This is a genomic window from Dactylosporangium sp. CA-152071, from assembly GCF_050936335.1.
Classification (GTDB): domain Bacteria; phylum Actinomycetota; class Actinomycetes; order Mycobacteriales; family Micromonosporaceae; genus Dactylosporangium; species Dactylosporangium maewongense.
In genome coordinates, this window is record NZ_JBNJMZ010000002.1 from 685518 (window position 1) to 709197 (window position 23680).

General features: G+C 73.6%; 25 protein-coding genes and 1 pseudogene. 11 read left to right on the forward strand and 15 right to left on the reverse strand.

Annotated elements, in window-relative coordinates; all coding sequences use genetic code 11:
- The first annotated feature begins 52 nt into the window (after positions 1-52).
- Positions 53-568: an SMI1/KNR4 family protein gene (locus ACQEVZ_RS43330; RefSeq protein WP_433378755.1), complete on the forward strand. Its 516-nt coding sequence runs from the start codon at positions 53-55 to the stop codon at positions 566-568.
- 78 nt (positions 569-646) lie between these two features.
- On the opposite strand, the gene ACQEVZ_RS43335 is transcribed toward ACQEVZ_RS43330, so the two are convergent.
- Entirely contained in the window at positions 647-787 is a 141-nt protein-coding gene (locus tag ACQEVZ_RS43335) for a hypothetical protein (RefSeq protein WP_433378757.1), read from the reverse strand.
- Positions 788-976: 189 nt separating this feature from the next.
- Between ACQEVZ_RS43335 and ACQEVZ_RS43340 the strand changes: the two genes are divergently transcribed.
- From ACQEVZ_RS43340 to ACQEVZ_RS43355, 4 genes are read left to right on the forward strand one after another with little or no spacing between them, the layout of a single operon-like run.
- Positions 977-2221 (forward strand): hypothetical protein, encoded by a 1245-nt coding sequence (locus ACQEVZ_RS43340; protein WP_433378760.1) that lies wholly within the window; start codon positions 977-979, stop codon positions 2219-2221.
- Positions 2208-3497 carry a phenylacetate--CoA ligase family protein gene (locus tag ACQEVZ_RS43345; RefSeq protein WP_344505132.1) on the forward strand — a complete coding sequence of 430 codons (1290 nt, stop codon included), beginning with the start codon at positions 2208-2210 and terminating at the stop codon, positions 3495-3497. The genes ACQEVZ_RS43340 and ACQEVZ_RS43345 overlap by 14 nt, the downstream gene beginning before the upstream one ends.
- 50 nt (positions 3498-3547) lie before the next feature.
- A complete protein-coding gene (locus ACQEVZ_RS43350) occupies positions 3548-4135 on the forward strand; it encodes an RNA polymerase sigma factor (protein ID WP_433378765.1) in 588 nt (195 codons plus the stop codon).
- The gene (locus ACQEVZ_RS43355; protein WP_433378768.1) at positions 4132-5025 is read left to right on the forward strand and encodes a hypothetical protein; all 894 of its coding nucleotides are present in this window, start codon (positions 4132-4134) and stop codon (positions 5023-5025) included. Before ACQEVZ_RS43350 ends, ACQEVZ_RS43355 begins: the two co-directional genes overlap by 4 nt.
- On the opposite strand, the gene ACQEVZ_RS43360 is transcribed toward ACQEVZ_RS43355, so the two are convergent.
- The 5 genes from ACQEVZ_RS43360 to ACQEVZ_RS43380 form a co-directional block, all read right to left on the reverse strand.
- On the reverse strand, positions 4986-6239 hold the full coding sequence (locus ACQEVZ_RS43360; RefSeq protein WP_433378771.1) for an ATP-grasp domain-containing protein: 1254 nt from the start codon (positions 6237-6239) through the stop codon (positions 4986-4988). The genes ACQEVZ_RS43355 and ACQEVZ_RS43360 overlap by 40 nt on opposite strands.
- A complete protein-coding gene (locus ACQEVZ_RS43365) occupies positions 6236-7216 on the reverse strand; it encodes a glycosyltransferase family 2 protein (protein ID WP_433378774.1) in 981 nt (326 codons plus the stop codon). Before ACQEVZ_RS43365 ends, ACQEVZ_RS43360 begins: the two co-directional genes overlap by 4 nt.
- 31 nt (positions 7217-7247) lie before the next feature.
- Positions 7248-8264: an NAD-dependent epimerase/dehydratase family protein gene (locus ACQEVZ_RS43370; RefSeq protein WP_433378777.1), complete on the reverse strand. Its 1017-nt coding sequence runs from the start codon at positions 8262-8264 to the stop codon at positions 7248-7250.
- 11 nt (positions 8265-8275) lie between these two features.
- Positions 8276-8956 carry a hypothetical protein gene (locus tag ACQEVZ_RS43375; protein WP_433378780.1) on the reverse strand — a complete coding sequence of 227 codons (681 nt, stop codon included), beginning with the start codon at positions 8954-8956 and terminating at the stop codon, positions 8276-8278.
- A 148-nt stretch (positions 8957-9104) separates the two neighbouring features.
- Positions 9105-10991, reverse strand: a complete 1887-nt coding sequence (locus tag ACQEVZ_RS43380) for a HAMP domain-containing protein (protein WP_433378783.1) — start codon at positions 10989-10991, stop codon at positions 9105-9107.
- Between the two features lie 108 nt (positions 10992-11099).
- On the opposite strand from ACQEVZ_RS43380, the gene ACQEVZ_RS43385 reads away from it, so the two are divergent.
- Positions 11100-12767, forward strand: coding sequence for a right-handed parallel beta-helix repeat-containing protein (locus tag ACQEVZ_RS43385; protein ID WP_433378786.1), 1668 nt, complete (start codon positions 11100-11102; stop codon positions 12765-12767).
- Here the strand turns inward: ACQEVZ_RS43385 and ACQEVZ_RS43390 are convergent.
- Both ACQEVZ_RS43390 and ACQEVZ_RS43395 read right to left on the reverse strand, forming a co-directional pair.
- Positions 12764-13252, reverse strand: a complete 489-nt coding sequence (locus ACQEVZ_RS43390) for an LGFP repeat-containing protein (RefSeq protein ID WP_433378789.1) — start codon at positions 13250-13252, stop codon at positions 12764-12766. The two genes, ACQEVZ_RS43385 and ACQEVZ_RS43390, sit on opposite strands and share 4 nt — an antisense overlap.
- A gap of 47 nt (positions 13253-13299) precedes the next feature.
- On the reverse strand, positions 13300-14526 hold the full coding sequence (locus ACQEVZ_RS43395) for an ROK family protein (RefSeq protein WP_433378792.1): 1227 nt from the start codon (positions 14524-14526) through the stop codon (positions 13300-13302).
- A 164-nt stretch (positions 14527-14690) separates the two neighbouring features.
- On the opposite strand from ACQEVZ_RS43395, the gene ACQEVZ_RS43400 reads away from it, so the two are divergent.
- The gene (locus ACQEVZ_RS43400) at positions 14691-15749 is read left to right on the forward strand and encodes a hypothetical protein (RefSeq protein WP_433378795.1); all 1059 of its coding nucleotides are present in this window, start codon (positions 14691-14693) and stop codon (positions 15747-15749) included.
- Between the two features lie 27 nt (positions 15750-15776).
- Here the strand turns inward: ACQEVZ_RS43400 and ACQEVZ_RS43405 are convergent, their stop codons facing one another.
- Complete coding sequence (locus tag ACQEVZ_RS43405) at positions 15777-16667, reverse strand: CapA family protein (protein ID WP_433378798.1); 891 nt, start codon at positions 16665-16667, stop codon at positions 15777-15779.
- On the opposite strand from ACQEVZ_RS43405, the gene ACQEVZ_RS43410 reads away from it, so the two are divergent.
- A complete protein-coding gene (locus tag ACQEVZ_RS43410; RefSeq protein WP_433378801.1) occupies positions 16657-17025 on the forward strand; it encodes a hypothetical protein in 369 nt (122 codons plus the stop codon). The genes ACQEVZ_RS43405 and ACQEVZ_RS43410 overlap by 11 nt on opposite strands.
- Before the next feature lie 48 nt (positions 17026-17073).
- Here the strand turns inward: ACQEVZ_RS43410 and ACQEVZ_RS43415 are convergent.
- From ACQEVZ_RS43415 to ACQEVZ_RS43425, 3 genes and pseudogenes are all read right to left on the reverse strand, one after another.
- Positions 17074-17172 (reverse strand): annotated as a pseudogene (locus ACQEVZ_RS43415) (hypothetical protein); the annotation flags it as partial.
- A gap of 81 nt (positions 17173-17253) precedes the next feature.
- On the reverse strand, positions 17254-18528 hold the full coding sequence (locus tag ACQEVZ_RS43420; protein ID WP_433378804.1) for a lanthionine synthetase LanC family protein: 1275 nt from the start codon (positions 18526-18528) through the stop codon (positions 17254-17256).
- A 1-nt stretch (position 18529) separates the two neighbouring features.
- On the reverse strand, positions 18530-19132 hold the full coding sequence (locus ACQEVZ_RS43425; protein ID WP_344505149.1) for a TetR/AcrR family transcriptional regulator: 603 nt from the start codon (positions 19130-19132) through the stop codon (positions 18530-18532).
- Positions 19133-19188: 56 nt separating this feature from the next.
- Here ACQEVZ_RS43425 and ACQEVZ_RS43430 point away from each other — a divergent pair, with 56 nt between their 5' ends.
- Both ACQEVZ_RS43430 and ACQEVZ_RS43435 read left to right on the forward strand, forming a co-directional pair.
- The gene (locus ACQEVZ_RS43430; RefSeq protein WP_433378807.1) at positions 19189-20025 is read left to right on the forward strand and encodes an alpha/beta fold hydrolase; all 837 of its coding nucleotides are present in this window, start codon (positions 19189-19191) and stop codon (positions 20023-20025) included.
- A gap of 18 nt (positions 20026-20043) precedes the next feature.
- A complete protein-coding gene (locus tag ACQEVZ_RS43435; RefSeq protein ID WP_433378810.1) occupies positions 20044-20841 on the forward strand; it encodes an SDR family oxidoreductase in 798 nt (265 codons plus the stop codon).
- Here the strand turns inward: ACQEVZ_RS43435 and ACQEVZ_RS43440 are convergent.
- A complete protein-coding gene (locus ACQEVZ_RS43440) occupies positions 20838-21653 on the reverse strand; it encodes an LLM class flavin-dependent oxidoreductase (protein ID WP_433378813.1) in 816 nt (271 codons plus the stop codon). The two genes, ACQEVZ_RS43435 and ACQEVZ_RS43440, sit on opposite strands and share 4 nt — an antisense overlap.
- Positions 21654-21713: 60 nt before the next feature.
- On the opposite strand from ACQEVZ_RS43440, the gene ACQEVZ_RS43445 reads away from it, so the two are divergent.
- Positions 21714-22256 (forward strand): MarR family winged helix-turn-helix transcriptional regulator, encoded by a 543-nt coding sequence (locus ACQEVZ_RS43445; RefSeq protein WP_433378816.1) that lies wholly within the window; start codon positions 21714-21716, stop codon positions 22254-22256.
- Here ACQEVZ_RS43445 and ACQEVZ_RS43450 read toward each other — a convergent pair.
- Both ACQEVZ_RS43450 and ACQEVZ_RS43455 read right to left on the reverse strand, forming a co-directional pair.
- The gene (locus ACQEVZ_RS43450) at positions 22212-22874 is read right to left on the reverse strand and encodes a tyrosine-protein phosphatase (protein WP_433378819.1); all 663 of its coding nucleotides are present in this window, start codon (positions 22872-22874) and stop codon (positions 22212-22214) included. The genes ACQEVZ_RS43445 and ACQEVZ_RS43450 overlap by 45 nt on opposite strands.
- On the reverse strand, positions 22871-23656 hold the full coding sequence (locus ACQEVZ_RS43455; protein ID WP_433378822.1) for a hypothetical protein: 786 nt from the start codon (positions 23654-23656) through the stop codon (positions 22871-22873). Before ACQEVZ_RS43455 ends, ACQEVZ_RS43450 begins: the two co-directional genes overlap by 4 nt.
- Positions 23657-23680 lie beyond the last annotated feature (24 nt).

Genomic DNA, 23680 nt, shown 5'->3' on the forward strand with positions numbered 1-23680 from the left:
TGAGCCGTCGACTGACTGACACCGGCGACGCGGAATCGTCGCGGATGAGATCATGATCGGCGTGGGGTCGTTCGAACAGGTCGCGGCGAGTTTCTGGCACCCGGACAGTGAGCGTCTCCGGCTGCCGCCGCTGACGGACGAACTGGTCGTCGCCGCGGAGCGACACCTCGATGTCACGTTGCCGCCTGATCTCCTGCGACTGCTTCGGCTCCAGAACGGCGGTGTGATCGCCGATTCGTGGGATGCGTGCCCTGCCGAGACGAATTTCTATGCAGACGATCATGTCCCCTTTGAACGCCTGTATGGGATCGGCCTGGGCGGGCAGGCCGAGACCATGACGCTGCTCGACACCCCGTATCTGGTGCAGGAATGGGGGCTTCCGTCACCGGTCGTCCTGCTCAGCGGTGACGGGCACTGCTGGATCGCCCTCGATTACCGGAAGTGTGGACCGACAGGCAGCCCCTCGGTTGTGTGGATCGACAACGAGATGAACCACGAACTCCTGCTCGCACCCGACTTTCGTGCGTTCGTCGAGCGTCTGACAGCGTCCGCCGCCTTCCCCGAGTGAGCCTGCGGCGGGTCCGGCCGAGGGTCGTGGGTCGAGCCGACTACAAGCGTGCAGCGACTGGTCTTCGAAGGAGACCGGTCAGAGCTCCAGGTACCCGAGTTCGTCGATGTAGAGGAGGTCGACGCGGCCGTAGCGGGCGATGGTCTGGGTGAGTTGCTTGCCGCCGGCGGCCTCGACGAGCGCCGAGCGCAGCGCCTCCCGCACGGTGCGCCGATGCACACCATGCCGCTCAGCCAGCGCGCGGATCCGAGAGCGCTTCACGGCGCGCGTCGCGCCGGATCGCCTCGAACAGCTCCACCTGGGATCTCAACCAGCCCCCTAGCGACGAGCGGCGACGGGGCGAGCGCCGCGAGAGTGGACACCCGGCCCGCATAGACGGATGCCCATGGGGTGTGGAGACTGGACGGGATGGAGCGGATCGGGGTGCGGACCGTCGTCTCGTTGCTCGCGGGCCGTGGGGCGTACCGGGCCGCGCAGCTGGTGGCGACCGTCGCGCTGCTGCCGCTGTGGGGCACCGAGCGGTACGCGACCTACGCGGGCGCCGTCGCCATCTTCTCGTGGGTCGTCGCGTTGCTCGTCTCCGGACCCGAGAAGACGGTTCTGAAGCTGCTGCCGCGGGCGCCGCGGACCGGCCCGCTCATCCTCCGTGCCGCCGTCGCGCTGCTGTGGGTGCTGCCGGTGCCGCCGCTCGTCGCGTTCGTGGTCGCCGCGCTCGTCGCGCCGGGCGGGCCGGTCGCGGTGTTTGTGGGTGTCGCGGCGCTGTGCACGATGACCGGGACGTTGCTGCTGCTGGTGGGGCTGCATCGGGCGGTGGGCCGGCCGTGGTACGACGCCCGGGCGTTCTTCCTGCTGACCGTCGTGCAGGGGGTGCTGCTCGGCCTGGTCGCGCTCGGGCTCGGGCCGCTCGGGTACGTCGCCACGCTCGTCGGCACCGAGACCGTGCTGTGCCTGCTGCTGCTGGTGCGGCTCGGCCGGCCGTCGCTCGCCATCAGGCACCGGCCGGCGTTCCTGCGGCGGATCTGGTGCACGGTGGCGCTGATGGGCGGCCCCGAGGTGTGCATGTACCTGTGCACCGGCGTTCTGGTGGCGCTGCTGACGGTGTCGGCGTGGAAGGAGCAGGTCGGGCCGCTCGTCGCCGTCGACGTCGTCTGGTCCGCCGGGATCAACTTCCTGCTGTACCTGCTGCGGGTCTACACCCCGTGGGCGTCGGTGCGGCTGCTCGGCGCCCGCGGCGCGGCAGGCAGGGACGCGGCCCGGCGGATCACGCGCTGGGTGATCGCCGCGGACCTCGCGTATGTCGCCGCAGCAGGTGTACTGGTGTCCGCCACCGACGCCCGCCAGGGTGTGGTGCTGTGGGCGGTGCTGTTCGCCGCCCGGACCCCGATGCTGGTGGCGACCATCTTCGCCGGCTACCTGGTGGAGAACTCCGACGCGCGGTCACCCCGGATCACCGGCCTGGCCGCCGCCATGGGCCTGGCCGCCGCGGCGGTCACCGGGCTCGTCGCCGTGCCGTACACCGGCGGCGTCGGGCTGCTGATCGCACTCGCCGCCGCGGAGATCGCGCAGGCCGCCACGCTCCACGTCCGGCTGGGGAAGCGCGCCCGGCCGGCCCGCCGCACCCCCGTCGAGGAGGACGTCCATGTTGCTGCGTGAGATGGCGTACGTGCCGGTGACGCTGCTGCGGCAGTACGGCACCCGGTCAGGGCTGCGGCGGTTCCAGCTGCGCCGGCTGAACCGGTTCCTCGCCCACGCGAACGCGCACGTGCCGTACTACCGTGGCAGGCTGCCGCAGGTTGCCGGTATCGAGGACCTGGCCCGGTTGCCGCTGCTGACCAAGGCGATCATGCGCGCCACGCCCAACCGGGAGTTCGTCGCGGACGGTGTCGACACGGGCGGATGCGTGGAGTTCTCCAGCAGCGGCACCACCGGGCACCGGGTCACCGGCTGGCACGACATGAACGCGCACGACTACCACATGGCCGCGTGCGTCCGCCGGTTCTTCGCGACCCGCCGCTACCTGCCCTGGGACCGGCTCGCGCACCTCAAGCCGTTCCCGATGCCGGGCCGCCTGGTGGAGAAGGTGGGCCTGTTCCGCCGGCACGTCATCCTGACCACGACGCCGCCGGCCGACTGGGTCGCCGGGCTGCTGGCGTACCGACCGAAGGTGCTGATCGGCTACCCCGTGCACCTGCGCGAGCTGGTGCGGACGATGACCGAGGAGCAGCGGGCCGCGCTGCGCAAGGACCTGCGGCTGGTGCTGACGGAGTCGGAGCTGCTCGTGCCGGCGTGCCGGGCCATGCTGGAGGAGCGCCTCGGGGTGCCGGTCCGCGACGAGTACTCCGCGTACGAGACGCTGAACATCTCGTTCGAGTGCCACCGCGGCGGGGCGCACCTGGCCGAGGACCGCGTACTCGTCGAGATCGTCGCCGAGGACGGGACCGTGCTGCCCGACGGCGAGGAGGGGCAGGTGGTGGTGACCGCGTTCGGCGAGCGCGCGATGCCGCTGGTCCGGTACGCGCTCGGCGACCTCGGCGCGATCCAGCCGGACCCGTGCGCGTGCGGCCGCCGGTTCCGCACCTTGAAGCTGACCAGCGGACGGATGAACGACGCCGTGGTCCTGCCGGACGGCCGGAAGGTCTTCGGCGACGTGTTCCTGGGGGTCGCGATGTACGAGCCGGGCGTCGCGGAGATGTTCGTGCGGCAGGACGCGGCCGGGACGATCCGCGTCCATGTGGTGCCGGACGGCACGCTGCCCGCCGAGACCGTCCTGGCCGGCACCGCGCGGACGTTGCGGGAACGGGCCGGCGGCGACCTGCCGCTGGAGATGCGGCTCAGCGACCGGATCCCGCTCACCGCCGGCGGCAAGGGCCAGCTCGTGCAGAGCGAGTACGCGCCCGCGGTCGCCGTCAACCGGTCGGCCGCGGCCTGACGGAGCAGCGGCAGGGGAACCGGCACGGGCACTGCGGGCAGAAACAGGGCATGAACGCACTGACGACCGGGGCGCGTGACGTCTCGCCACCGGATGTGGCGGCCTTGTTCGACGCATACAGCGAGCGTGTCTACCGGTACTGCGCCCACCGCGTCGGCCCGGTCGCCGCCGAGGACCTCGTCGCCGAGGTGTTCCTGGTCGCGCACCGGCACCGGGACCGCATCGCCGGGCCCGGCGAGCCCCTCGCCTGGCTGTACGGCATCGCGACCAACCTGCTGCGCCGGCACCGGCGGGACGAGGTGCGGGCCTACCGGGCCCTGGCCAGGGTCGGTGTCGACCCGTTCGGCGGTGTGACGGGGGTTGTCGACTCGCACGACACCCGCAGCGCGGAACGGGTCGACGCGACCAGGACCGGCCGCCGGCTCGCCGGCGCTCTCGCCGCGCTGCCGCGCCGGCAGCGTGACGTCCTGCTGCTGTTCGCGATCGCCGAGCTGTCCTATGCCGAGATCGCCGTGGCGCTCGACATCCCGATCGGCTCGGTGCGGTCCGCGCTCAGCCGGGCCCGGGCGAGCGTCCGCGCCGCGATCGACCTTCCGTCCGACCCCGACGCCAGCACTGACGATGGGAGCACACCGTGAACGACCTTCGTGACATCGATGAGATCCGCGCGCTCCGGGCCCGGTTCGACCCGCCGGCCGACCTGGCCCGCGCCCGGGCTCGGGCGCTCGCCGGCACCGGCGAGCGGGCCGCGCGGCGCTCACCGGTGCGGTCGTGGGTGCCCGCGCTCGCCGGCGTCGTCGTCGTGGGCCTGGTCGTCGCCGTCGCGCTCGTCGCCCGCGGCACCGACACGGCTCCGCCGCGCCCCGGAGGCGCGCGCACGCCGAGCCAGCCGGCCTTCGCTGAGCCGTCGGTGAGCCCGGTCGACGTGCTGATCCGGCTGGCGCTGACCGGCCCGCCGACGCCCGAGGTCCGTGCGGGGCAGCACATCAGGTCGGAGGTACGCCACTTCGACAACGGGATCCGCCGGACCGAGACGTCGCTGTACGAAGCCGAGGGGCTGATCCTGACCACCGCCGCCGCCGAGTACGTGCAGCAGCAACGGACCACGTTCGCCAAGGACGGCCCGTCGCTGCGCCAGCCGACGCCCCAGTTCCTGGCCGGCCTCGCCGCCGACCCCGGCCGGCTGCGCACGATGCTGCTCGACGCGCCGTGCCCGCCCGGCGGCTGCACGGACGAGGTGCGGGCCTGGTTCGCCTGGAACCTGGTGAGCGACCTCGCCCGCACCGCCGACGTGATCACCCCTCCGGCGCTGCGGTCGGCGCTGCTGCGCATCCTGACCGGCCTGCCGGGCGTCACGCTCGGCAACGAGACCATCGACGACGTCGGGCACGGGACCCTCACCATCACCGTCAAGGGCGACCAGACCCACCGGCTGGTCCTCGGCGAGCACGCCCGGATCGTCGGCGCGATGACCGGGGGCGGCAGCACCTACTCGCTCTCGCTGTGGACGACCACGCTCGTCGACTGACCCAGCTGGCCGACCGGGACCCTCGCCGTGAACTCCAGCCGGAGCACGGCGAGGGCCGCGTCCAGGCGGACCTGGGCGGTGGCCGGGTCGGGGCCGGTGACGACGAGGTAGCCGATCTTGTTCGCGGCCTGGTCGAACGGGTGGACGGTCGCGCCCGGCTCCGCGTACACCTCGCAGCACACGACACCGGGCAGCTGCCGGGCCTCCGTGACGCCGCGGACCGCGGTGAGGATCGCGTCGCCGGGCAGCGGCGAGGCCAGCACGTGGATGATGCCCGCGTGCTCCTGGGTCGGGGTGAGGTTGAACGGCTCGCCGAGGACCATCGAGACCAGGGCGGCGACGGTGTCCACGCCGTACATGTGCCGCATCAGCAACGGGAAGGCGTTGCCGCACAGGCGGGCGTTGGCTTCCAGGACGGCGAACGAGCCGTCGGCGCGGAGGATGACGTCGAAGTTGGCGGGGCCGTCGAACAGGTCGATCGCGCGGCACAGCCGGCCGGCCGCGGTGACGAGCCGGCCGCGGACGGCGAGACCGATGGTGGCGGGTGCGGCGTGCCCGCCGATGACGAAGCGCGGGCCGGGCACCATCCGCTTCTCGGTGATGCCGGCGAACGCGACCCGTCCGGCCCGCATGAACACGTCGACGGTGAGGTTGCGGCCCGACACGAACTCCTCGACGAGCAGCGGCCCGCCGGGGGCGGTGAAGCGGGCGGCGTAGTCGAACGCGCCGGGCAGCTCCGAAGCGTGCGAGACGAGGGTGATGCCCTTGCTGCCGGAGGTGTCCGGTGGCTTGACGACGACGGGGAAGCCGATGTCGTGCGCGGCGGCGGTCAGGACGGCCCGGTCGGCGCTGCGCCGCCAGTGGTAGCCGGGGACGCCGGTCGCCCGCACGACGTCGTGGAAGGCGGCCTTGTCCAGCGACGCGCGGGCCGCGGCGGCCGGGAACCGGAACGGCAGGCGGTAGCGGTGGCTGAGCTCGTGCCAGGTCCACAGGCCGGCCTCGCTGGCCGCGGCGACGACGGCGGTCGGGCGGCGCCCGTCGAGCGCGGCGACGATCCCCTCGTGGTCCTTGATGCTGACCGGCAGCCACACGTCGGCGTACGGGTACGCGGGCCGGTCGGTGCGCATGTCGACGCCGATGGTCGGGATGCCGCGGCGGCGGGCCTCGAGGTAGACGGGCAGCTGGTCCTCGCTCGCCCCCAGAATGAGCATCATCGCGCGGCCTCCGTCTCAGCGAGACGGCCGGAGACGGCTGACCCCGGGGGTGCCGCGTACAGCATGTCCCCCGGCTCGATGGGAATGTTGGCCTCCCGCACGTAGTACAGCCTGGGCCGCACCGAGCCGCGCACGAGACGGTGCACATAGGCGGCGAGGATCCCGACGGCGGCGAGCAGCACCACCTCCCCTGCCACCGCGCCCGGCCGTCCCGCGGCGATCACGACCGGCACCGCGCAGGCGACCGCCGCGTACAGCCACACCAGGGGGCGCAGCGAGAAGCCGAAGAACAGCTCGGCGCTGTGCGAGAACAGCCGCCACACCGCCCACCGCGACCCGCCGTCCTGCCGCTGCCGGTGCGCGACGTCGACGGTCGCCCAGCGGGCCCCGAGCAGCGGCATCGTCGCGACGAAGTACGGGGTGGCCAGGCGTATGTCGACGGCGCGGCGGGCGACGGCGGCGCGCACGACCCGGAACACCGACGAGCCGTAGACGAGGTCGACGCCGAAGAGCCGCTGCGCGAGGCGCTGCTGCGCCGCGGATCCGAGGCGGCGGAAGAGCGGGTCGTGCCGCTCGCGGCGGATCCCGTACACCACGTCGTAGCCTTCGAGTGCCTTCGCGATGAGCTTCGGCGCCTCGGCCGGCGGTGACTGCAGGTCGGCGTCGAGCTGCACGACCCATTCGCCGCCGGCGTAGCGGAACCCGGCGCCGTGCGCGGCCTCGAGGCCGAAGTTGCGGGAGAACGACACGTACCGCACCCTCGGGTCCCGGGCGGCGAGGGCCTTCACCTTGGCGAGGGTGCCGTCGGTGGAGCCGTCGTCGACGAACAGGATCTCCAGCCCCGGGTAGCCGGACAGCTCGGCGTCGATGGTCGCGTGGACCTCGTCGACCTGCCCCTCCTCGTTGAAGCACGGGATGAACGCGGTCAGCGAAGCGGGCGCCGGCTCGCCGGACCGTTGCCGTGGGATCTCACGCATGCGACCTCCCCGTACACCTCGGACAATGACCTCAGTCGCGCAGCACGGCCCGCCATGACGGTGGCAGGTTGCGCCGCACCTCGATCGCGTCGAACACCGACGGCTCGCGCGGCCCCTGCCCGCGCACCCAGGCCGCCATGGCCGCGAGTCCGGCCTCGAGGGGCACCTCGCCCTCATCCAGGCCGAAGCACTTGCGCACCTTGGTGTGGTCGGCGTACGCGTGCCGGACCTCGTTGCGGGCGGGCAGGTGCGTGACCCGCAGCGGCACGTCCATCGCGGCGGCGGTCGCGCGGGCGAGCGCGTTGAGCGAGTAGACGCTGTCGCCGCCGATGTTGAACGTCTCGTTGTAGGCGGCCGGGGTGGTCACGGACCGGGCGACGACCGGCGCGACGTCGCTGATGTGGGTGAAGGCGCGGACCTGCTCGCCGTCGCCGAACACGGTGAACGGCTCACCCCGCAGCGCCTGGTTCATGAAGATGCCGATGACGTTGCGGTACCGGTCGCCGATGTTCTGGTATTCGCCGTAGACGTTGTGCGGCCGGAAGATGACGTACGGCAGCCCGAACATGTCGTGGGTGACCCGCAGCTCCTGCTCGACGGCGAGCTTCGCGATGCCGTACGGGTCCTCCGGCGCCGGCACCAGCTCCTCGCTCATCGGCACCTGGTTGCTGCCGTAGACGGCGATCGACGAGGTGAACACGAAGCAGCGGACGGTGCCCGCGTTGACGGCGGCGTTGATGAGGGTGACGCTGCCGAGCACGTTGTTGGTGTAGTTGAACCGTTTGATGAAGTGGCTGAGCCCTTCGGCGGCGTACGCGGCGAAGTGGAACACGTAGTCGAACCCGAACTCGGCGAAGAGCGTGTCGACGACGGCCGGGTCGCAGACGCTGCCGCGCCGGAAGACGGCGCCTTCGGGGACGTTGTACGGCGATCCGCCGCTGAGGTCGTCGAGGACGACGACGCGGTGGCCACCGGCGAGCAGGCAACGGGTCACGTTCGCGCCGATGAACCCGGCGCCCCCGGTGACCAGCGACGTCGCTGTCGGCATGGCGCGTCTCCTCACACGCTGGTGGACTGCGTCGCTGCCGGCGCCTGCGCGTCACCTTTCGCCCGGCCGAGGCGGAACCACCGGTCGGGCGCGGTCAGCACGAGGATGACGAGGACGACGTGGACGGCGATGAAGGCGTACGCCTCGTACTTGGTCGGCGGGTGGCCGAGGAACACCGTCATGTGCGACGCCCAGGTCCACACGTCGGGGATGGTCGCCCACTGCGGGTCGGTGTGGTCGTTGACCGTCAGGAACGCCAGGTCCTCCAGGCCGGAGACCATGATGAGCAGCATCGCGTAGGCGATCCGGCGGACGTTGCCGGGTGTGCCGCCGCCGAGCCGGTACGCGAGGGTGAGCGACATGATGACGATCGGGGTCAGCACGAGAATGTGGTAATAGACGGTCGGGAAATCGTCCAGGTAGAAGAAGATCTTCGGCACGAAGTAGAGGAAGAACACGCAGAACGCGGCCGGGATCAGGATCCGCACCACGTGCAGCCGCCGGGCCAGCTCGACGTCGAGGCGGGCGATCGCCTCCGCGGCGAAGACGAACGGCAGCAGCTTGAACAGGAAGATCGCGAGGGACTTGACCTCGCGGTCGTGCGGCAGGACGAACCACACCACGGCGGCGCTGGCGGCGGCGAGCGCCGCCAGGACGAGAAACGCCGCGTTACGGCGGAGGACCTGACTCATCGGCAGTTACTCCCCGATCGGGTGAGGGACGCGTGGCCCGAACAGCCCGAAGCATACGTGAGCGTCATTGCCGTCACAGAGATGATATTGACACGCGGCAATGATCGAGGGAGCGGGAAAGGGGTGCACGAAGTGGGTTAAGGAGCATTCAGGTGTGCAAAAGCGGCAGCTGTACCCGCAAATGGGTGCCGCGGCCCGCGGGGCTGTCGACCCGGATCGTGCCGCCGAGCGCCTCGACGCGGTCGGCGAGCCCGACGAGCCCCGATCCGCGGCCCGGGTCGGCGCCGCCGACGCCGTCGTCGCGGACCGACACGTCGAGCCGGCCGTCCCGCACCGCCCCGCGCACCTCGATGCGGGTGGCGCACGCGTACTTCGCGGCGTTGGCGAGGGCCTCGGCGACCACGTAGTACGCGGCGACCTCGACCGGTCCGGGCAGCCGGTCCGCCAGGTCGAGGTCGACGTCCACATCGACCGCGGACCGCCGGGCGAGCGCCTTCAGCGCCGGCTTCAGGCCGCCCTCGGTCAGGATCGCCGGGTGCACGCCCCGCGAGATCTCCCGCACGTCGTCGACGGTCCCGTTGATCCCGTCCACCACCTCCGACAGCTCCGCGCGCAGCTCGGGCTGCCGCGCCGACACGGTGTGCTGGATCCGGCGGACGTCGAGGCCGAGTGACAGCAGCCGCTGCTGGACGCCGTCGTGCAGGTCGCGTTCGATGCGCCGGCGGGCCTCGTCGGTGGCGAGCACCACCCGGGTCCGCGACGCGGCGAGGTCGTCGTGGGCCTGGGCGTTGGCGACGGCGGTGCCGATGAGGTCGGTGGACGCCGCGAGGCGTTCCTCAGCGTCCGTGGGCATCGGCCGGTCCCCCATCGCGAACACCGTCACCGCGCCCCACAGGCCGCCGGCGACGCTGATCGGGGCGCTGACGGACGCGTGCGCGCCGCGCTCCCGCGCATGGACGACGAGCGACCCCGACGCTCCCTCGTAACTGCTCATCCGGGCGGGCCGCCCGGTGCGGTGGACGATGCTGGTGGCGCTGTCACCGTCCAGGGACACGCGCGCGCCGACCGGCATCTCCGGGTCCGGAGCACCCCAGGCCGCGACGACGGTCGCGGTGCCGTCGGCCTCGAACCGCACGATCCGTGCCGCGTCCGTGCCGACGAGCTGCCCCAGTTCCTCCACGACCGCCGCCAGCACCTCACCCGGGGTGCCGCCGCGGGCGACGAGGGTGGCGACCCGCCGCAGCGCCGACTGCGTCCCGACGCTGTGCTGCAGCGCCGCCGCCATCACGTTGAACGACCGCTCCAGCCGGCCGATCTCCGCCTTGCCGGTCTCCGGCATGCGGGTGCCCAGGGCGCCGCCGGCGAGCCGGTCGGCCATCGCGGCGGCCCGGCGGATCGGCTGCACCAGCAGGCGGGTCTGATAGCCGCCGACGAGCGCGATGGCGAGCGCCGACCCGGCGATCCCCGCGATGATCGCGATCATCTCCCGGTTGGCCGTCGCCACGGTCTTCGAGTCGCGGGCCTTGAGGGCGTCCCGCTCCGTCGCCCGCAGTGTGCCGAGGTCGGCGTGCAGCTGCTCGATGCGGCGGTCCCCTTCCAGCAGCACCGGCGCCGCCCTTGCGCCGGGATCGCCGCGCTTCGCCGCTTCCACCGCGGGCCGCGAGACCTCGTCGGCGAACGCCGTGCTGGTCCGCGTGATCTGCCGCGCCTGCTCCCGCTGGGTGTCGGTGGTGGCGAGCCCCTCGAGGTGCTGGTTCGCCTCGACCAGGGCGGTGTGCGCCGTCTGCCACCTGTCGAGGAACTCGCTGTCGCCGGACAGCGAGTAGGCCTCCTGGGCCGCGCGGAGCTCGACGGCGTGCCGGTTGACCTGGTCGGCGGCGGCGAACAGCTCGTGCGAGCGCTGGGACAGGCGGGCGGTCTCCCGGTTCTCGCCGATCGACACCAGCAGCGTCGCGAACGCCCCGCCGACGAACACCACCAGCACGCACGTCGCCAGCACCATCCGGCGGATGAGCCCACCCTTCGCCCCACTCATGCCCACTCCTGCCCGCTGCGACGCCCTCACTCCATGCCCGTTGCGGTGCCGCTCACGCCTGGGCGGGCCGACCACGTTTGCGCACGGTCAGGTGGGTAGGCGACCGCGGTGACACGGATCGCCGAACCACTCGTCGCCGACGCCAGGACGCACGGGCTCGCCGGGGACGCGATCACCGACGACCGGCCGGCGCTCGCCGCGCTCGTCGACAGCCTCGGCGCCGCCTACGCCGAGGACGGCCAGCCCCGCACCATCGTCTGCCCGGCGGGGGCGTACGCCATCCACGACGAAGGCATCAGGTGGCGCAGCGGCGTGTCGCTCATCGGTGCGGGGCCGGGCGCCACCCGGTTCCTGCTGGCCAACCCGTCCCGGCCGACGGGGCCGACCCCGCTCGCCGTCTTCACCACCCGGGAGCACGGCGCGGGCCGCGACAACCACCTCGCCGACTGCACCTTCGCGCACTTCGAGATCGACGGCTCGGGCGTCACCCTGCCCGCCTACGACGTGGCGGCCAAGGGGTTGTTCCTGCAGTACGTGCTGCGGGGCCGATTCCACGACCTGTACATCCACGACACCGGCGCGACCGGGTTCGGCTGCGACTTCCTGCAGGACACCGTCGTGGACGCCGTCCGCGCCGTGCGCTGCGGCCGGCTGAACAACGGCGAGGAGGAGGGTGGCGCCGGCATCGGCATCGGGATCGGCGGCTGGGGCGACACCGAGCGGCTCGCCGTCACCGCGTGCACGACCGTCGGCAACGGCACCAGCGGCATCTTCTTCGAGCTGCAGAAGTGGCACTGGACCCCGCCGCGTGGCATCCGCGTCGTCGGCTGCCACGCGGAAGGCAACCGCTTCGGCATCTCCGACTGGGGCGCCGACGGGCTCGTCGTGTCGGCGTGCACGATGACCGCCAACCATCAGGCGGGCTTCGACGTCTCGGCGCTCGGCACGTCGTCCGTCGCCGGACGCGGCGGCATCGCCACCGGCTGCGTCATCGACGGCAACGTGTGGGACGGCGTCGCGATCGGCAACACGCCCGGCCCGTACACCGTGGAAGGCAACCGCATCAGTCGCAACGGCCGCTACGGGTACTGGCAGCACAACCTCGGACCGTCGGTCCGCGGCGTCCCGCCCCTGCCCGGCGACGCCGACCACTCGTGCGCGGACATCACCGTCACCGGCAACGACATCTGGGGCAACGCCCTCGACGGCGTGTTCGTCGACTCCCCCGTCGTGGACGCCTGCATCGCCGGGAACCGGGTCCGCGGCAACGGCCGCCAGGTGTCGCCCGCGTCCACCGGTGGCGGTGCGTCCGTCGTGTACGAGCGGCTGTCGGTGCGCGACGCGTCGGCCGGCTGGGTGCCGGACGGGCAGGCCGGCAAGATGGTCGCCGCGGGCTCGCAGCGGGCCGTGGTCGTGGCCAACACCGCGACCGAGCTCGTCCTCGCGCCGGTCCGCCCCGGCGCGGCCACCGCCTGGCCGGAGGCCACGCCGCGGCAAGGCACCGCGTACCGGCTGCCGGACGCGCCGCCGGTGCGGGCCGGCATCACCCTCGGGGCCCGCACCGACACGCCGACGATCCGGGACAACCGGGTGTGGGACCGCGGCGGGCACCGGACCCAGACGCACGGCCTGCGCACCACCGCCCACGGCACCTGCATGTCACCCCGCGTCCACGACAACGACCTCGAGGGCAACACCGTCGCCGCGACCGCCTTCACGACCCCGCCCGCGGGTGGCGTCTGGTACCGCAACCTCGGCCTCGACCCGCCGTCCTAAGGCCGGACCCACGCCTCGGCCACACCGCCGCGGATCGTCACCACCCCGTGCTCGAAGTGCTGCACCCCGTCGTCGACGTCGTGCAGCATCGGCCGCTCGGCGGCGACCGGGAAGCCGAGCTTCCGGGCCAGTCCGGCATCGCCTGCCAGCAGGTCCGCCACGACCCTCGACACCGCGACGGCGCCGTGGGCGCTCTTCCAGTAGATCGCCCCGCCCTCGAACGTGGCGTAGCAGCACCACTCCTCGACCGGCTCCGCCCGGGCGTCGATCTCACGGGACGTCGGGAGGCCCAGCCAGCCCGTCGTGCCGTGCATCCGCTCGTACAACGCCCCGATCGCGGCGCCGGCGACGTGCTGCTCGCGGACGCGTTCGGCGGACAGCGCCGCCGGCGTCGCCGCGTCGATGTGCCGGTCGTGCCACCAGAAGTCCCACTGGACGTCGTGGTCGCCGTCCTGGACGCCCTGAGCACCGGGGAGGCCCGTCATCCGGACATTGTGACAGCCGGCGATGCCGCGATCGACCGGCGTTCTGCTCAGGTGGGGGCTTCGATCATCCGCTCGATGACGGCACCGGCGCCGCCGCGGGCGGCGGCGGTGAAGCCGAGGTTGGACGCGACGAAGTGGCAGCGGGCGGCCGGGGAGGCCATGGCGAGGCGGGTGAGCTGGGCCTGCGCGGCGGGGATCAGGTGGTCGGCCAGGTCGGCGAAGTAGCCGCCGAGCACGACCACCCGCGGGTTGAACAGGTTGACCAGGATCGCGCCGCCGTGGCCGAGCCAGCGGCCGATCCCGGCGACCGCCTCCAGGGCCGCCTGGTCGCGGGCGTCGAGCCGGCGGCGCACCTCGGCGATGCGTTCGCGGGGGTCGGGGACGGGGCCGTCGCCGAGGCCGTATGCGAACTCGGGCGTGATCCGGCGGACCAGCTCGGCGAGGCCGACCTTGGTCTCCCAGCAGCCGGTCCGGCCGCAGCCGCACGGGTCGCCGACGGGCTCGACGGGCAGGTGGCCGATCTCGCCGGAGAACCCGTCGGCGCCGCGCAGCAGCCGGCCGTCGACGATCGCCCCGCCGCCGACGCCGACCGAGCCGGTCAGGTAGACGAGGTCGGCGGTGCCTGCGGCGACACCCCACGTGTACTCGGCCAGGGCCGCCAGGTTCGCGTCGTTGTCCACCCCCACCTGCAGCGCGGGGTCGAGGCCGGCGGCGAGACGGGACACGACGGGCACGTCGTGCCAGCCGAGGTTCGGCGCCACGACCACCACGCCGCGCGCGACGTCGACCAGGCCGGGGACCGCGACGGTCAGGCCGACCGGGGTCACGCCGTGGTCGGCGAGCTCGGCGAGGGTACGGTCGGCGGCCGCCGCCAGGTCGTCCAGGCACCCCTCGACGTCGCGGCGCCGCGCGTCGAACCCGACCCGCCGCTCGACGACGGTCCGGCCGGTGAGGTCGCAGGCGTGGACCGCCAGGTAGTCGACGTTGATCTCGATGCCGACCGCGCCCAGCTCCGGTGACAGCGCCACCACCCGGCCCGGACGGCCGGCGGTGCCGGAGCGTTCGAGCCCGGTCTCGCGGACCAGCCGCCGGCTGAGCAGCTCCTCCACGAGGCTCGACACGGTCGTCTTGTGCAGCCCGGTGGCCGCGGCGATCGCCGCGCGCGACCTCGGCCCGTTGGCGCGGATGTGGCGCAGCGTCCGGCTCAGGTTGGCGCGGCGCACCGCCAGCTGGTCCGTCGTCTCATGCGCCGGCGCCACGCCCCCAAGGTCCATGGCCACCATCGTGCCTCCACGGGCCGCGACCCGGCTCCTCGGGTCGGGCCGGAGCCGCCGGAACGGCACTGTCGGCATAGCGTCTGATCACTCCCGAGATATTGATGGATGTGATTGCGTTCGCGGTGTCCTGTCCACTCCTTTCCGCCAGGAGGAGGGTCAACATGCGCAGGAAGCTTCCCGCCCTGCTCATCGCCCTGGTCACCACGCTCACCGCCGTCTTCGGCGCCGTCTCGCCCGCCGCCGCGGCGCTGCCCGACGCGGTCGGGTTCGTGCTGTGGAACGGCGCCGCCACCGTCCCGTCGGGCACGTGGCCGGCGGCGACCAGCGTCTCCCCCGGTCCGGTCGGCATCTACACGATCAAGTTCCCCGGTCAGGCCGCCAAGGGCGGCGTCGTGCACGTCACCGCGATCAACTCCGGGCCGCGCTTCTGCCAGGCGGTCAAGTGGGGCCCGTCCGGCACCGACGAGATCGTCGTCGTGCAGTGCTCCCAGCCCGGCGGCGCGCTCGTGGCGACGGCCTTCACCGCCCTGTTCGACAGCAGCTCCGCCCCCATCAGCAGCGCGATCAACGGCCGGTTCGGCTACGTGGACTGGAACGACGCGACCGGGACCATGGTCGACCAGTTCAACTCCTCCGGCGCCGTCAACGGCGTCACCCCGCTCGGCGGCGGCGTCTACGAGGTCAAGCTGCCCGGCCTCAGCACCGCCGGCCCGATCGACGGCAGCCTGCAGGTGACGGCCGTCAACAGCACCCCGGCGCGGTGCAAGGTGCGCAACTGGACGTCGAGCCCCGCCGGCCAGGTCGCGTACGTCGCCTGCTTCACGTCGACCGGCGCGCCGTTCAAGACCCGGTTCACGCTGTCCTACCAGTACAACCAGTCGCTGTGGGGCGCGGGCTGGCCGCCGCGCTACTTCGGCTACCTGTGGTTCCGCCCGCCGGTCGGCCCGCCGTCGACGAACTTCAACTCGCAGGCCGGCTTCGGCGTCAACACGCTCATGGGCGCCGGCGTCGGGCTGTCGCTCGTCACGTTCCCGCGGCTGGTCGGGCTGCCCGACACCGTCCAGGTGACCGCGTCCGGCGGCACGTCGGAGTTCTGCAACCTGCTCGCGCCGTGGGTGCACAGCGCCACGGACACGATCGTGCGCGACGTCGCCTGCTACGACAGCGGCGGCGCCCGGGTGAACACCGGCTTCCTCGTCAGCGCCAACGCGGCGGTCTGAAACCCTGGTGCCCGCCCCGGCCGTCGTTCAGGCCGCGGGCGGGGCGGGCGCCAGCCCGGTGCAGCGCCGCAGGTCGGCGAAGCGCTTGGTCGCGGCGGCGGCCGATGTACCGGTGAGCGGCTTCGGCTGGCCGGTGCCGGACACGACCGCCGGGACCAGCTCCGCCCCGACCACGTCCCGGCCGCGCACCCGCACCTTGAGCACCCCGGTGTCGGCGGACCCCACGTACCAGACGAAGTTCCCGAGCCCGTAGGCGACGTAGGTCCGCCCGAGCCACCCGTCGCCCTGCAGCACGTGCGCGTGCGCCCCGATGATCATGTCGGCGCCGGCCTCGGCGAGCGCGGCGGCGAAGGTCTTCTGGTTGTCGTTCGGGCACGACTCGCGCTCCGTGCCCCAGTGGTTGAACACGACCACGAAGTCGGCCCGCTCGCGCGCGGCCTTCACCGCGGCGACGGCCCGCGGCACGTCCCACGCGAGGGCGATCCCGGGCGTCGCGGGCCCGGCCTTCCAGCTCTCCGCGAGGGTGTGGATCTGGCTGAAGCCGACGATCGCCACCCGCACCCCGCGCGCGGTCAGGATGAGCGGCGCATAGGCCTCGTCGATCGTCCGCCCGCCCCCGAACACCGGCATGCCCTTCGCGGCCGCACCGTCCAACGTGTCGGCGAACCCGACCCTGCCGTAGTCGAGCGCGTGGTTGTTCGCGATCGAGACGGCGTCGATCCCGGCTGCCTTGACCGCGTCGTACGCCGCGACGGGCGCCCTGAAGTGGAACTCCTTCGGCTCCGGCGTCCCCCGCGTGGTGACCGCCGTCTCCAGGTTGACCACGGCGAGGTCGGCCGCCGACAGCACCTCGGCCATCGGCCCGACCGCGGTCGCCGGGTCCTTCAACAGCCCGGCGGTCCGCTCGGTGAAGTGCACATCCCCACCGAACGCGAGCGTCAGCTCCACCGGCACCGCCGGCGACGCGGGCCCCGATGGCGACTCGGGCCCCACCGACGGACCGGTCGACGGACCGGCCGACGGCGACATGGGCGCCGGCGGCGGTTCCGCACCGCACCCGGCGAGCAAGGCCGACCCCGCGAGCACCGCCGCCACCACTGCCACCGCCTTCACGGCGCTCAGCGTACGAGCCCGGCGCCCGTCCGGCCTGGAACGGGTGCGGGTCCAGGAGGCGGTGCAGGAGCCTGTCCTCCTGCACCGCCTTCACTACTGGGTGCCGGTCGCCGAGAGCCGCATCGAGGTCGGCGAGGACCTGCGGGTCGACGCCCATGGGTGAGTCCATGAGGGAGGCGTTGGCGCGGGCCCGCAGGGCGTCGGGGTGCCTGACGCCGAGCCCGTCGGCGGTCAGGTCGGCAACCCGAAGCGCGAGGGCAACCGCCTCCTCGACGCGGCCGGTCTCATACAGGATCACCGCCAGGTTCATCTGGGCGGCGAGCAGGAACGGGTGCCGGTCGTGCAGCGCGGCGGTGAGCCCTATGCAGGCCGCCTCGGCGGCGCGGCGGGTTCACGAGGCGGCCCGCACCGCCGGCGGGACGGTCCACCACTGGTCGGGGCGGTCGACGGCGGGGGCGGTGAGGCCGTCGCGGTCGACGCGGGCGAGGCGGAGCAGGAATGCGGCGATGCCGGCCGAGCCCTGCATCCAGGTGGGGTTCGGCGGCAGCAGCGGCGGGTCCTGGCGGTGCTCGACGAACCGCCAGTGGGCGCCCGCCTCGTCGAACAGCGCGCGCTCCGCCAACGCGTCGGCCATCGTGCGGGCGGCCGCGAGCAGCGAAACGTCCGAAGTGGACTGGGCGGCGTCGAGGAGGATGTCGCCGACGCCGGCGGTGCCGCAGCAGCGGCCGTCGTTGTCCCAGAAGCCGGGGCGCAGGCGGGCCGGGACGCCGGAGGTGAGGACGGAGTGCAGGCAGCGGCGGCGCAGGTCGTCGACCGGGAAGCCGCCGACCTCGGGAATGCCGGCGACGGCGAGGGCCGGGAAGAGCTGTGAGGTGCCCGCCGGGCCGTGGCACCAGTTGTACGTGACGGGCTCCACCTCCCGTTGCGACCGCGGGATCGTGTGCTCGACGGCGAACCCGTCGCCGGACAGGTCCGCGATCGCGGCCAGGTGCTCGCCGCCGCGCCGCGCCGCGTCGACGAAGTCGGCCCGGTCCAGCGCCCGGCCGGCCACCGCGAGGGCGGCGGCGACGCCGGCTGTGCCGTGCGAGAAGTTGGGGTTGCTGGAGCGGTACCCCGGCCACATCCGCCAGTCGAGCCCGTGGACCGTCGGCTCGGCGGCCCGCAGCAGGGCCTCGCCGCCCGTGGTCATGATGGCGTCGGCGAGGTCGCCGCCGGCCCACGTGGCGGCGTGCACGATCCCGGCGGTGCCCATGACGACGTCGGTCAGCGGCGCACGGCTGCCGGGCCTGATGTCGAACGTCGTCTCCCAGCCGTCCGGGGTGCGCAGGTGCGCGAGCCGCTCCAGCGCGATCCGCTCCGAGCCGGGCGCGAGCAGGCGCAGCACCGTGACGTCGCCGGCGAGGCCGTCGTACAGCGACGGCTCGACCCGGTCCGGGACGCCGGCCGTCACGCGCGCGACGATCCCGTCCGCGAGCGCCGCCTCGGCGCCGGTCAGCGGCCGGTGCAGGCGCAGCTCGGCGAGGACGGGCGCCAGGCCGGGCACGCCCGCGTACACCGTCTCGCGGTCGCGGTCCGGCCCGGGCAGCACCGGGCCGTCGTCGTCGGTGCCGACCTGGGCGAGCGTCCACGCCCAGGCGGCCTCGCCGAGCTCCTGATAGGAGGTCACGTCACACCGCCAGGGAGTCGATGACGCGGTCGAGCACCGCGCCGATGTCCGCGCGGGCCCGCACCGGGTCCGCGGCCTGCGACAGGTAGAGCGCCGCCTCGTCGAGGGCGCCGATGAGCACGTGCGACAGCGGCTCCGGTGGCTGCTCGGCGATCCGGCCGACCGAGATCGCGTAGCTGACCAGGCTCTGCACGAGGCCCATGCCGTACCGGAGGCTGATCTCCCGCCAGCGGGCCCAGCCGAGGACCGACGGCGCCTCGATCAGCACGATGCGCTGCACCTCCGGCTCGGCGCACGCGTCCAGCCAGGTCGCCGCGCCGAGGCGCATGAGGGCGATCGGGTCGGTCAGCCCGCTGCCGCCCACCGCGTCGTCGATGCGGCGGGTCAGGTCCGCCTCGACCGCCTCGAACACCGCGGCGAAGAGGTCGGTCTTGTCGGCGAACTGGTGGTACATCGCGCCACGCGTGACGCCGGCGGCGCGGACGATCGCCTCGGTGCCCACGGCGGCGAAGCCGGACGCGGCGAAGAGCGGCCTGGCCGCCTGGATGAGGGCGGCCCGGGTCGCCTCCGAACGCTGCTCCTGGGTTCGGCGGTTGCTTTTCATACAGACAGTACGTATGTTTCTTGTGCCATGCACTGAACATATCGCGAGGAGGCGCCATGCCCGCCGTCGACATCCCGCAGGGGCGCATCGAATACCGCGTGACCGGCCCGGAGGACAGCGCGCTGCCGCCGGTCGTGCTCGTCCACGGCCTGCTCGTCAACGCCGAGCTGTGGACCCGCACCGCCAACGCGCTCGCCGCCCGCGGCATCCGCAGCTACGCGCCGGACCTGCCGCTCGGGTCGCACCGCGTGCCGTGGCCGCCCGGGACCGACCTCACCCCGCGGGGCATCGCGGCGCTCCTCGGCGACTTCATCGCCGCGCTCGACCTGACCGGCGTCACGCTCGTCGGCAACGACACCGGCGGCGCGATCTGCCAGTTCCTCATCGACGCCGGGCACGAGCGCATCGGGCGGCTGGTCCTGACCAACTGCGACGCGTTCGACCAGTTCCCTCCGGCGCCCATCGGCCTGCTCGTCAAGGCCGGTCGGCGGCCCGCTCGGCTGCGCATGTTGGCGGCGTCGGTACGGGCGAAGGCCCTGCGCCACTCCATCGCCGGCTACGGCGGGCTGGCCCGGGACCCCCTCGACGCCGCCCTGACCGCCCGCTGGGTCGCCCCACTGCGCGCCGACGCGGCGATCCGTCGCGACACCGCCGCGTTCCTGTGCGGGATCTCGCCCGCGGAGCTGCTCGACGTCTCGACCCGGCTGCACACCTTCACCAAGCCGGTCCGCCTCGTCTGGGGCGACGCCGACCTGTTCTTCAAGCTGAGCCTCGCCCGGCGGCTGCGCGACGCGTTCCCCGACGCCGACCTCGTCGAGGTCGCGGGCGGTCGCACGTTCCTGCCCCTCGACGAGCCGGACCGGGTCGCGGCCGAGATCGCCCTCGCCGCCTGACGGCGATATGGTGCAGCGATGCATCGCACCGCGCTGGTCACCGGGGCATCGTCGGGCATCGGCAAGGCGACCGCCGCCGCCCTCGCCGCGCGCGGCTACCGCGTCGTCGGCACCAGCCGCCACCCCGCGTCCGTGCAGGACCCGCCCGAGGGCGTCGAGCTCCTGCCGCTCGATCTCGAGGACGACGCGTCCATCGAGGCCCTCGCCGCGGCCGCCGGCCAGGTCGACGTGCTGGTCAACAACGCCGGGGAGAGCCAGTCCGGCCCGTTCGAGGACCTCCCCGCCGACGCGCTGCGCCGGCTGTTCCAGGTCAACGTCCTCGGGCCCGTCCGGCTCGCCCAGCTGCTCCTGCCCGGCATGCGGGCGCGCCGGCACGGCCGGGTCGTGATGGTCGGGTCGATGCTCGCGTCCTTCCCGCTGGCGTACCGGTCGTCGTACGTGGCGTCGAAGGCCGCCCTGAAAGGCTTCGCGGAGGGGGCGCGGCACGAGTACTCACCGTTCGACGTCTGGCTGACGACCGTCGAGCCCGGCTCGATCAGCACCGGCATCAGCGAGCGCCGCACGAAGTACGTCGCCGACGACTCCCCGCACCGTGCGGACTTCGAGCGGATGCTGGCCGCCCTCGACCGCAACGAGCACAAGGGCGTGCCGGCCGCGCGGGTCGCCGCCACCATCGTCAAGGCCGTCGAGGCGCCACGGCCGAAGGCGTTCTACGCCGTCGGCAGCAACGCGCCGGTCGTCTTCCCGCTGCGCCGCCTCATGCCGTCCTCGCTCGTGTCGAAGGCCACCCACCGCCGCCATGACCTGCGCCGTTAGCGCAGCTGCGGCAGCACCTCGAGGGCGAGGCGCTCCACCTGCTCGTCCCGGTCCGGGCCGGGCACCTTCAGGTTGAGCACCGTGAAGCCCATCGCGACGAGCGCCCGCAGCCGGTCCGCCGTGTCGTCGCCGGCCCGCACCTCGACGTTGAGGGCGCAGGTGATGTCCTCGGGCGAGCGCCCCGCCCGCTCCGCCGCGGCCAGGACCCGGTCGCGCATCGCGGGGAGCGCCTCGAGGGACGCGTACCCCAGCGACGGCATCCACCCGTCGGCCAGCCGCCCCGTCACGTCGAGGGCGCGGGGCCCGAACGTCCCGAGCCAGATCGGGATCCGGCGGTCCGGCTTCGGCTCCATCGGCGCGGCGGCGACGCGATGGATGCGGCCGGTGTACGTGGTGGCGGGCCCGGTCCAGAGGCCACGGATGATCTCGATCGCCTCCGCGAGGCCGTCGACCTTGTCGCGTGGCGACGGCACGTCGATGCCGAACGCGCGGAACTCCTCGTCGGACGAGCCGCCGCCGAGCCCCAGGATCAGCCGGCCGCCGCTGAGCCGGTCGAGGGTCTCGGCCATCTTGGCGACCATGGCGGGCCGCCGGTACGGCACCCCGAGCACCCTGGGCATGACCCCGATCCGCTCGGTGTGCGCCGCCATCCACGCGAGCATCGTCCAGCTCTCGTGGCTCGGATCGGTGCCGCTCGGATGGTCGGACGTGGACACGAAGTCATACCCGAGCGCCTCGGCGGCGCGGGCCGCCGCGACCGGGTCCACCGCCGTCGACGCGGGCACGTCGACCCCAACCCTGATGCTTGACATGTCATGCACGCTAGCTCGCTTTAGTTTGACACGTCAAGCAGATCGCCTAGGCTTGGCGGCATGACGGAACCGCGCTGGCTCACCGACGCCGAGATGCACACCTGGCGCGGGTACCGGCGCATGCGCGGCCTCCTCGACCTCCAGCTCACCCGCGACCTCGGCGCCGACTCGGGCCTGTCCGACGCCGACTACGACGTGCTGACCGCGGTCTCCGAGGCCCCCGACCGGCGCCTCCCCCTCGGCGAGCTGGCCGCCTCGATCCGCTGGTCGACGAGCCGCCTGTCCCACCAGGTCAGCCGCATGGAGCAGCGCGGCCTGGTCGCCCGCGGCCCCTCCACCGCCGACGGGCGCAGTGCCACGGTCATCCTCACCGACCACGGCTGGGCCACGGTCCAGGACGCCGCCGTCCACCACGTCACCTCGGTCCGCCGCCACTTCATCGACGTCCTCGACGAGGCCGACGTCGCCGCGCTGGGCCGCATCGCCGACAAGGTCCTCGCCCACCTCACCGACGCGACGCCGCCCACTCCCCCACGCCGCCGCCGGTCGGCGGGCGGGTCAGTCGCGCAGCCTGCTCCGGAGGGCGGCGAGACGGTCGGGTGACAGGCCGTGGGCGAGCAGGTAGCCCTCGGCGCCGCCCCACCGCTCGTCGACGAGGTCCAGCACCGCCTGGATCGACTCGGGCTCGCACTCGCCCGGCGACTCCCAGCACACCGACGAGAACGTGTAGTCGGCGACGATGACGTCGTCGGGCACGGCGGCGACGCGGAGCAGCAGGGCGACGAGCATGCCGGTGCGGTCCTGGCCCGCCTGGCAGTGCACAAGGACCGCGCCGGGCGGGGCGTCGGCGACGGCGGCGACCGCGTCGGTGATGCGCCGGGCGTCGCCGGCGATGCGGCAGCGGTACAGCTCGTCGATGCCAGCCAGGTCCGACAGCTCGTCGGCGGGGTCGTCGTCGGGGTCGGTGAACGGGACCAGCCGGTACATCGGGTCGGCGGCCAGGACGTTCGGCCGCAGTTCCGCCTCGTCGGCGCTGCGCAGGTCGATGATGCGGGTGACGCCGTGCGCCCGCAGCGCGGCCACGCCGTCGGGGGTGAGCCGGTGCGGCGAGTCGGCGCGCACCACGGCGCCGTGCCGGACCTGACCGCCGTCCGCGGCCGGCAGGCCGCCGAGGTCGCGGGCGTTGCGCAGCCCGGGCCACGGCAGCGGGGTGAACCTCATGACGCCAGGCCGACGAGGACGGCGGCGACCAGCACCAGCAGCGCGCCGACCACGAGGAGCCACCTCCGCCGGGCCCGCTGGCGGCGGTGGCGGCGCTTCCGTGCCGCCACCCTCGCCGCGGCTCGCGACGCCCTCCTCGCGGACGGCCGGGCCTCGACCTTGACCGGCGCGGCCCCGGGCACGGGCACGGGCTCCGGCACCGGCACGACGTGCGGCACTGGCGTGTCGTGCGGTACGGGCGCGGACTCGGGGACGGACGCGGCCCCCGGCACCGGCGCGGCTGCGTCAGGCACAGGCGCAACGTCGAGTACAGGCGCAACCTCAGCCGAAGGCGCGGACGGAACCGAAGGCGCGGGCGGGACCGGAGCGGGCCGGGGTGCGGGCACGCGGATCGTCTCGGCGTTCGCGCGGGCGATGAGCTTCCCGACCCGGACGCTGGCCGCCCGCAGCCGGGCGGCCCGCTTCGGCGCCAGCTTCCGGCCGGTGATGATGCCGCAGGCCTGGGCGACCGCCACGACGAGGACCGGGTTGCTGATGAGGTCGCGGTGGCCCAGCATCAGCGCCGCGACCATGTTCCGGTCCACCCGCAGCCCCGGCGCGAGCTTGTGGGCGCGGACGACCTCGGCGATGTGCCGGCGGGTGCTCTTCGACCGCGTCCGGCCGCGGGGGCGTTTGCGGGCGCTGCGGTCCGCGGTCCGGGCGGCCTCCGCCACCAGGACGGCGACCAGCGAATGCACCGCCTCGTCGGCCTCCTGCCAGCGCGGCGTCAGCGCCTCGGTCAATCCGTGGTCTCCCAGTGCGAACCC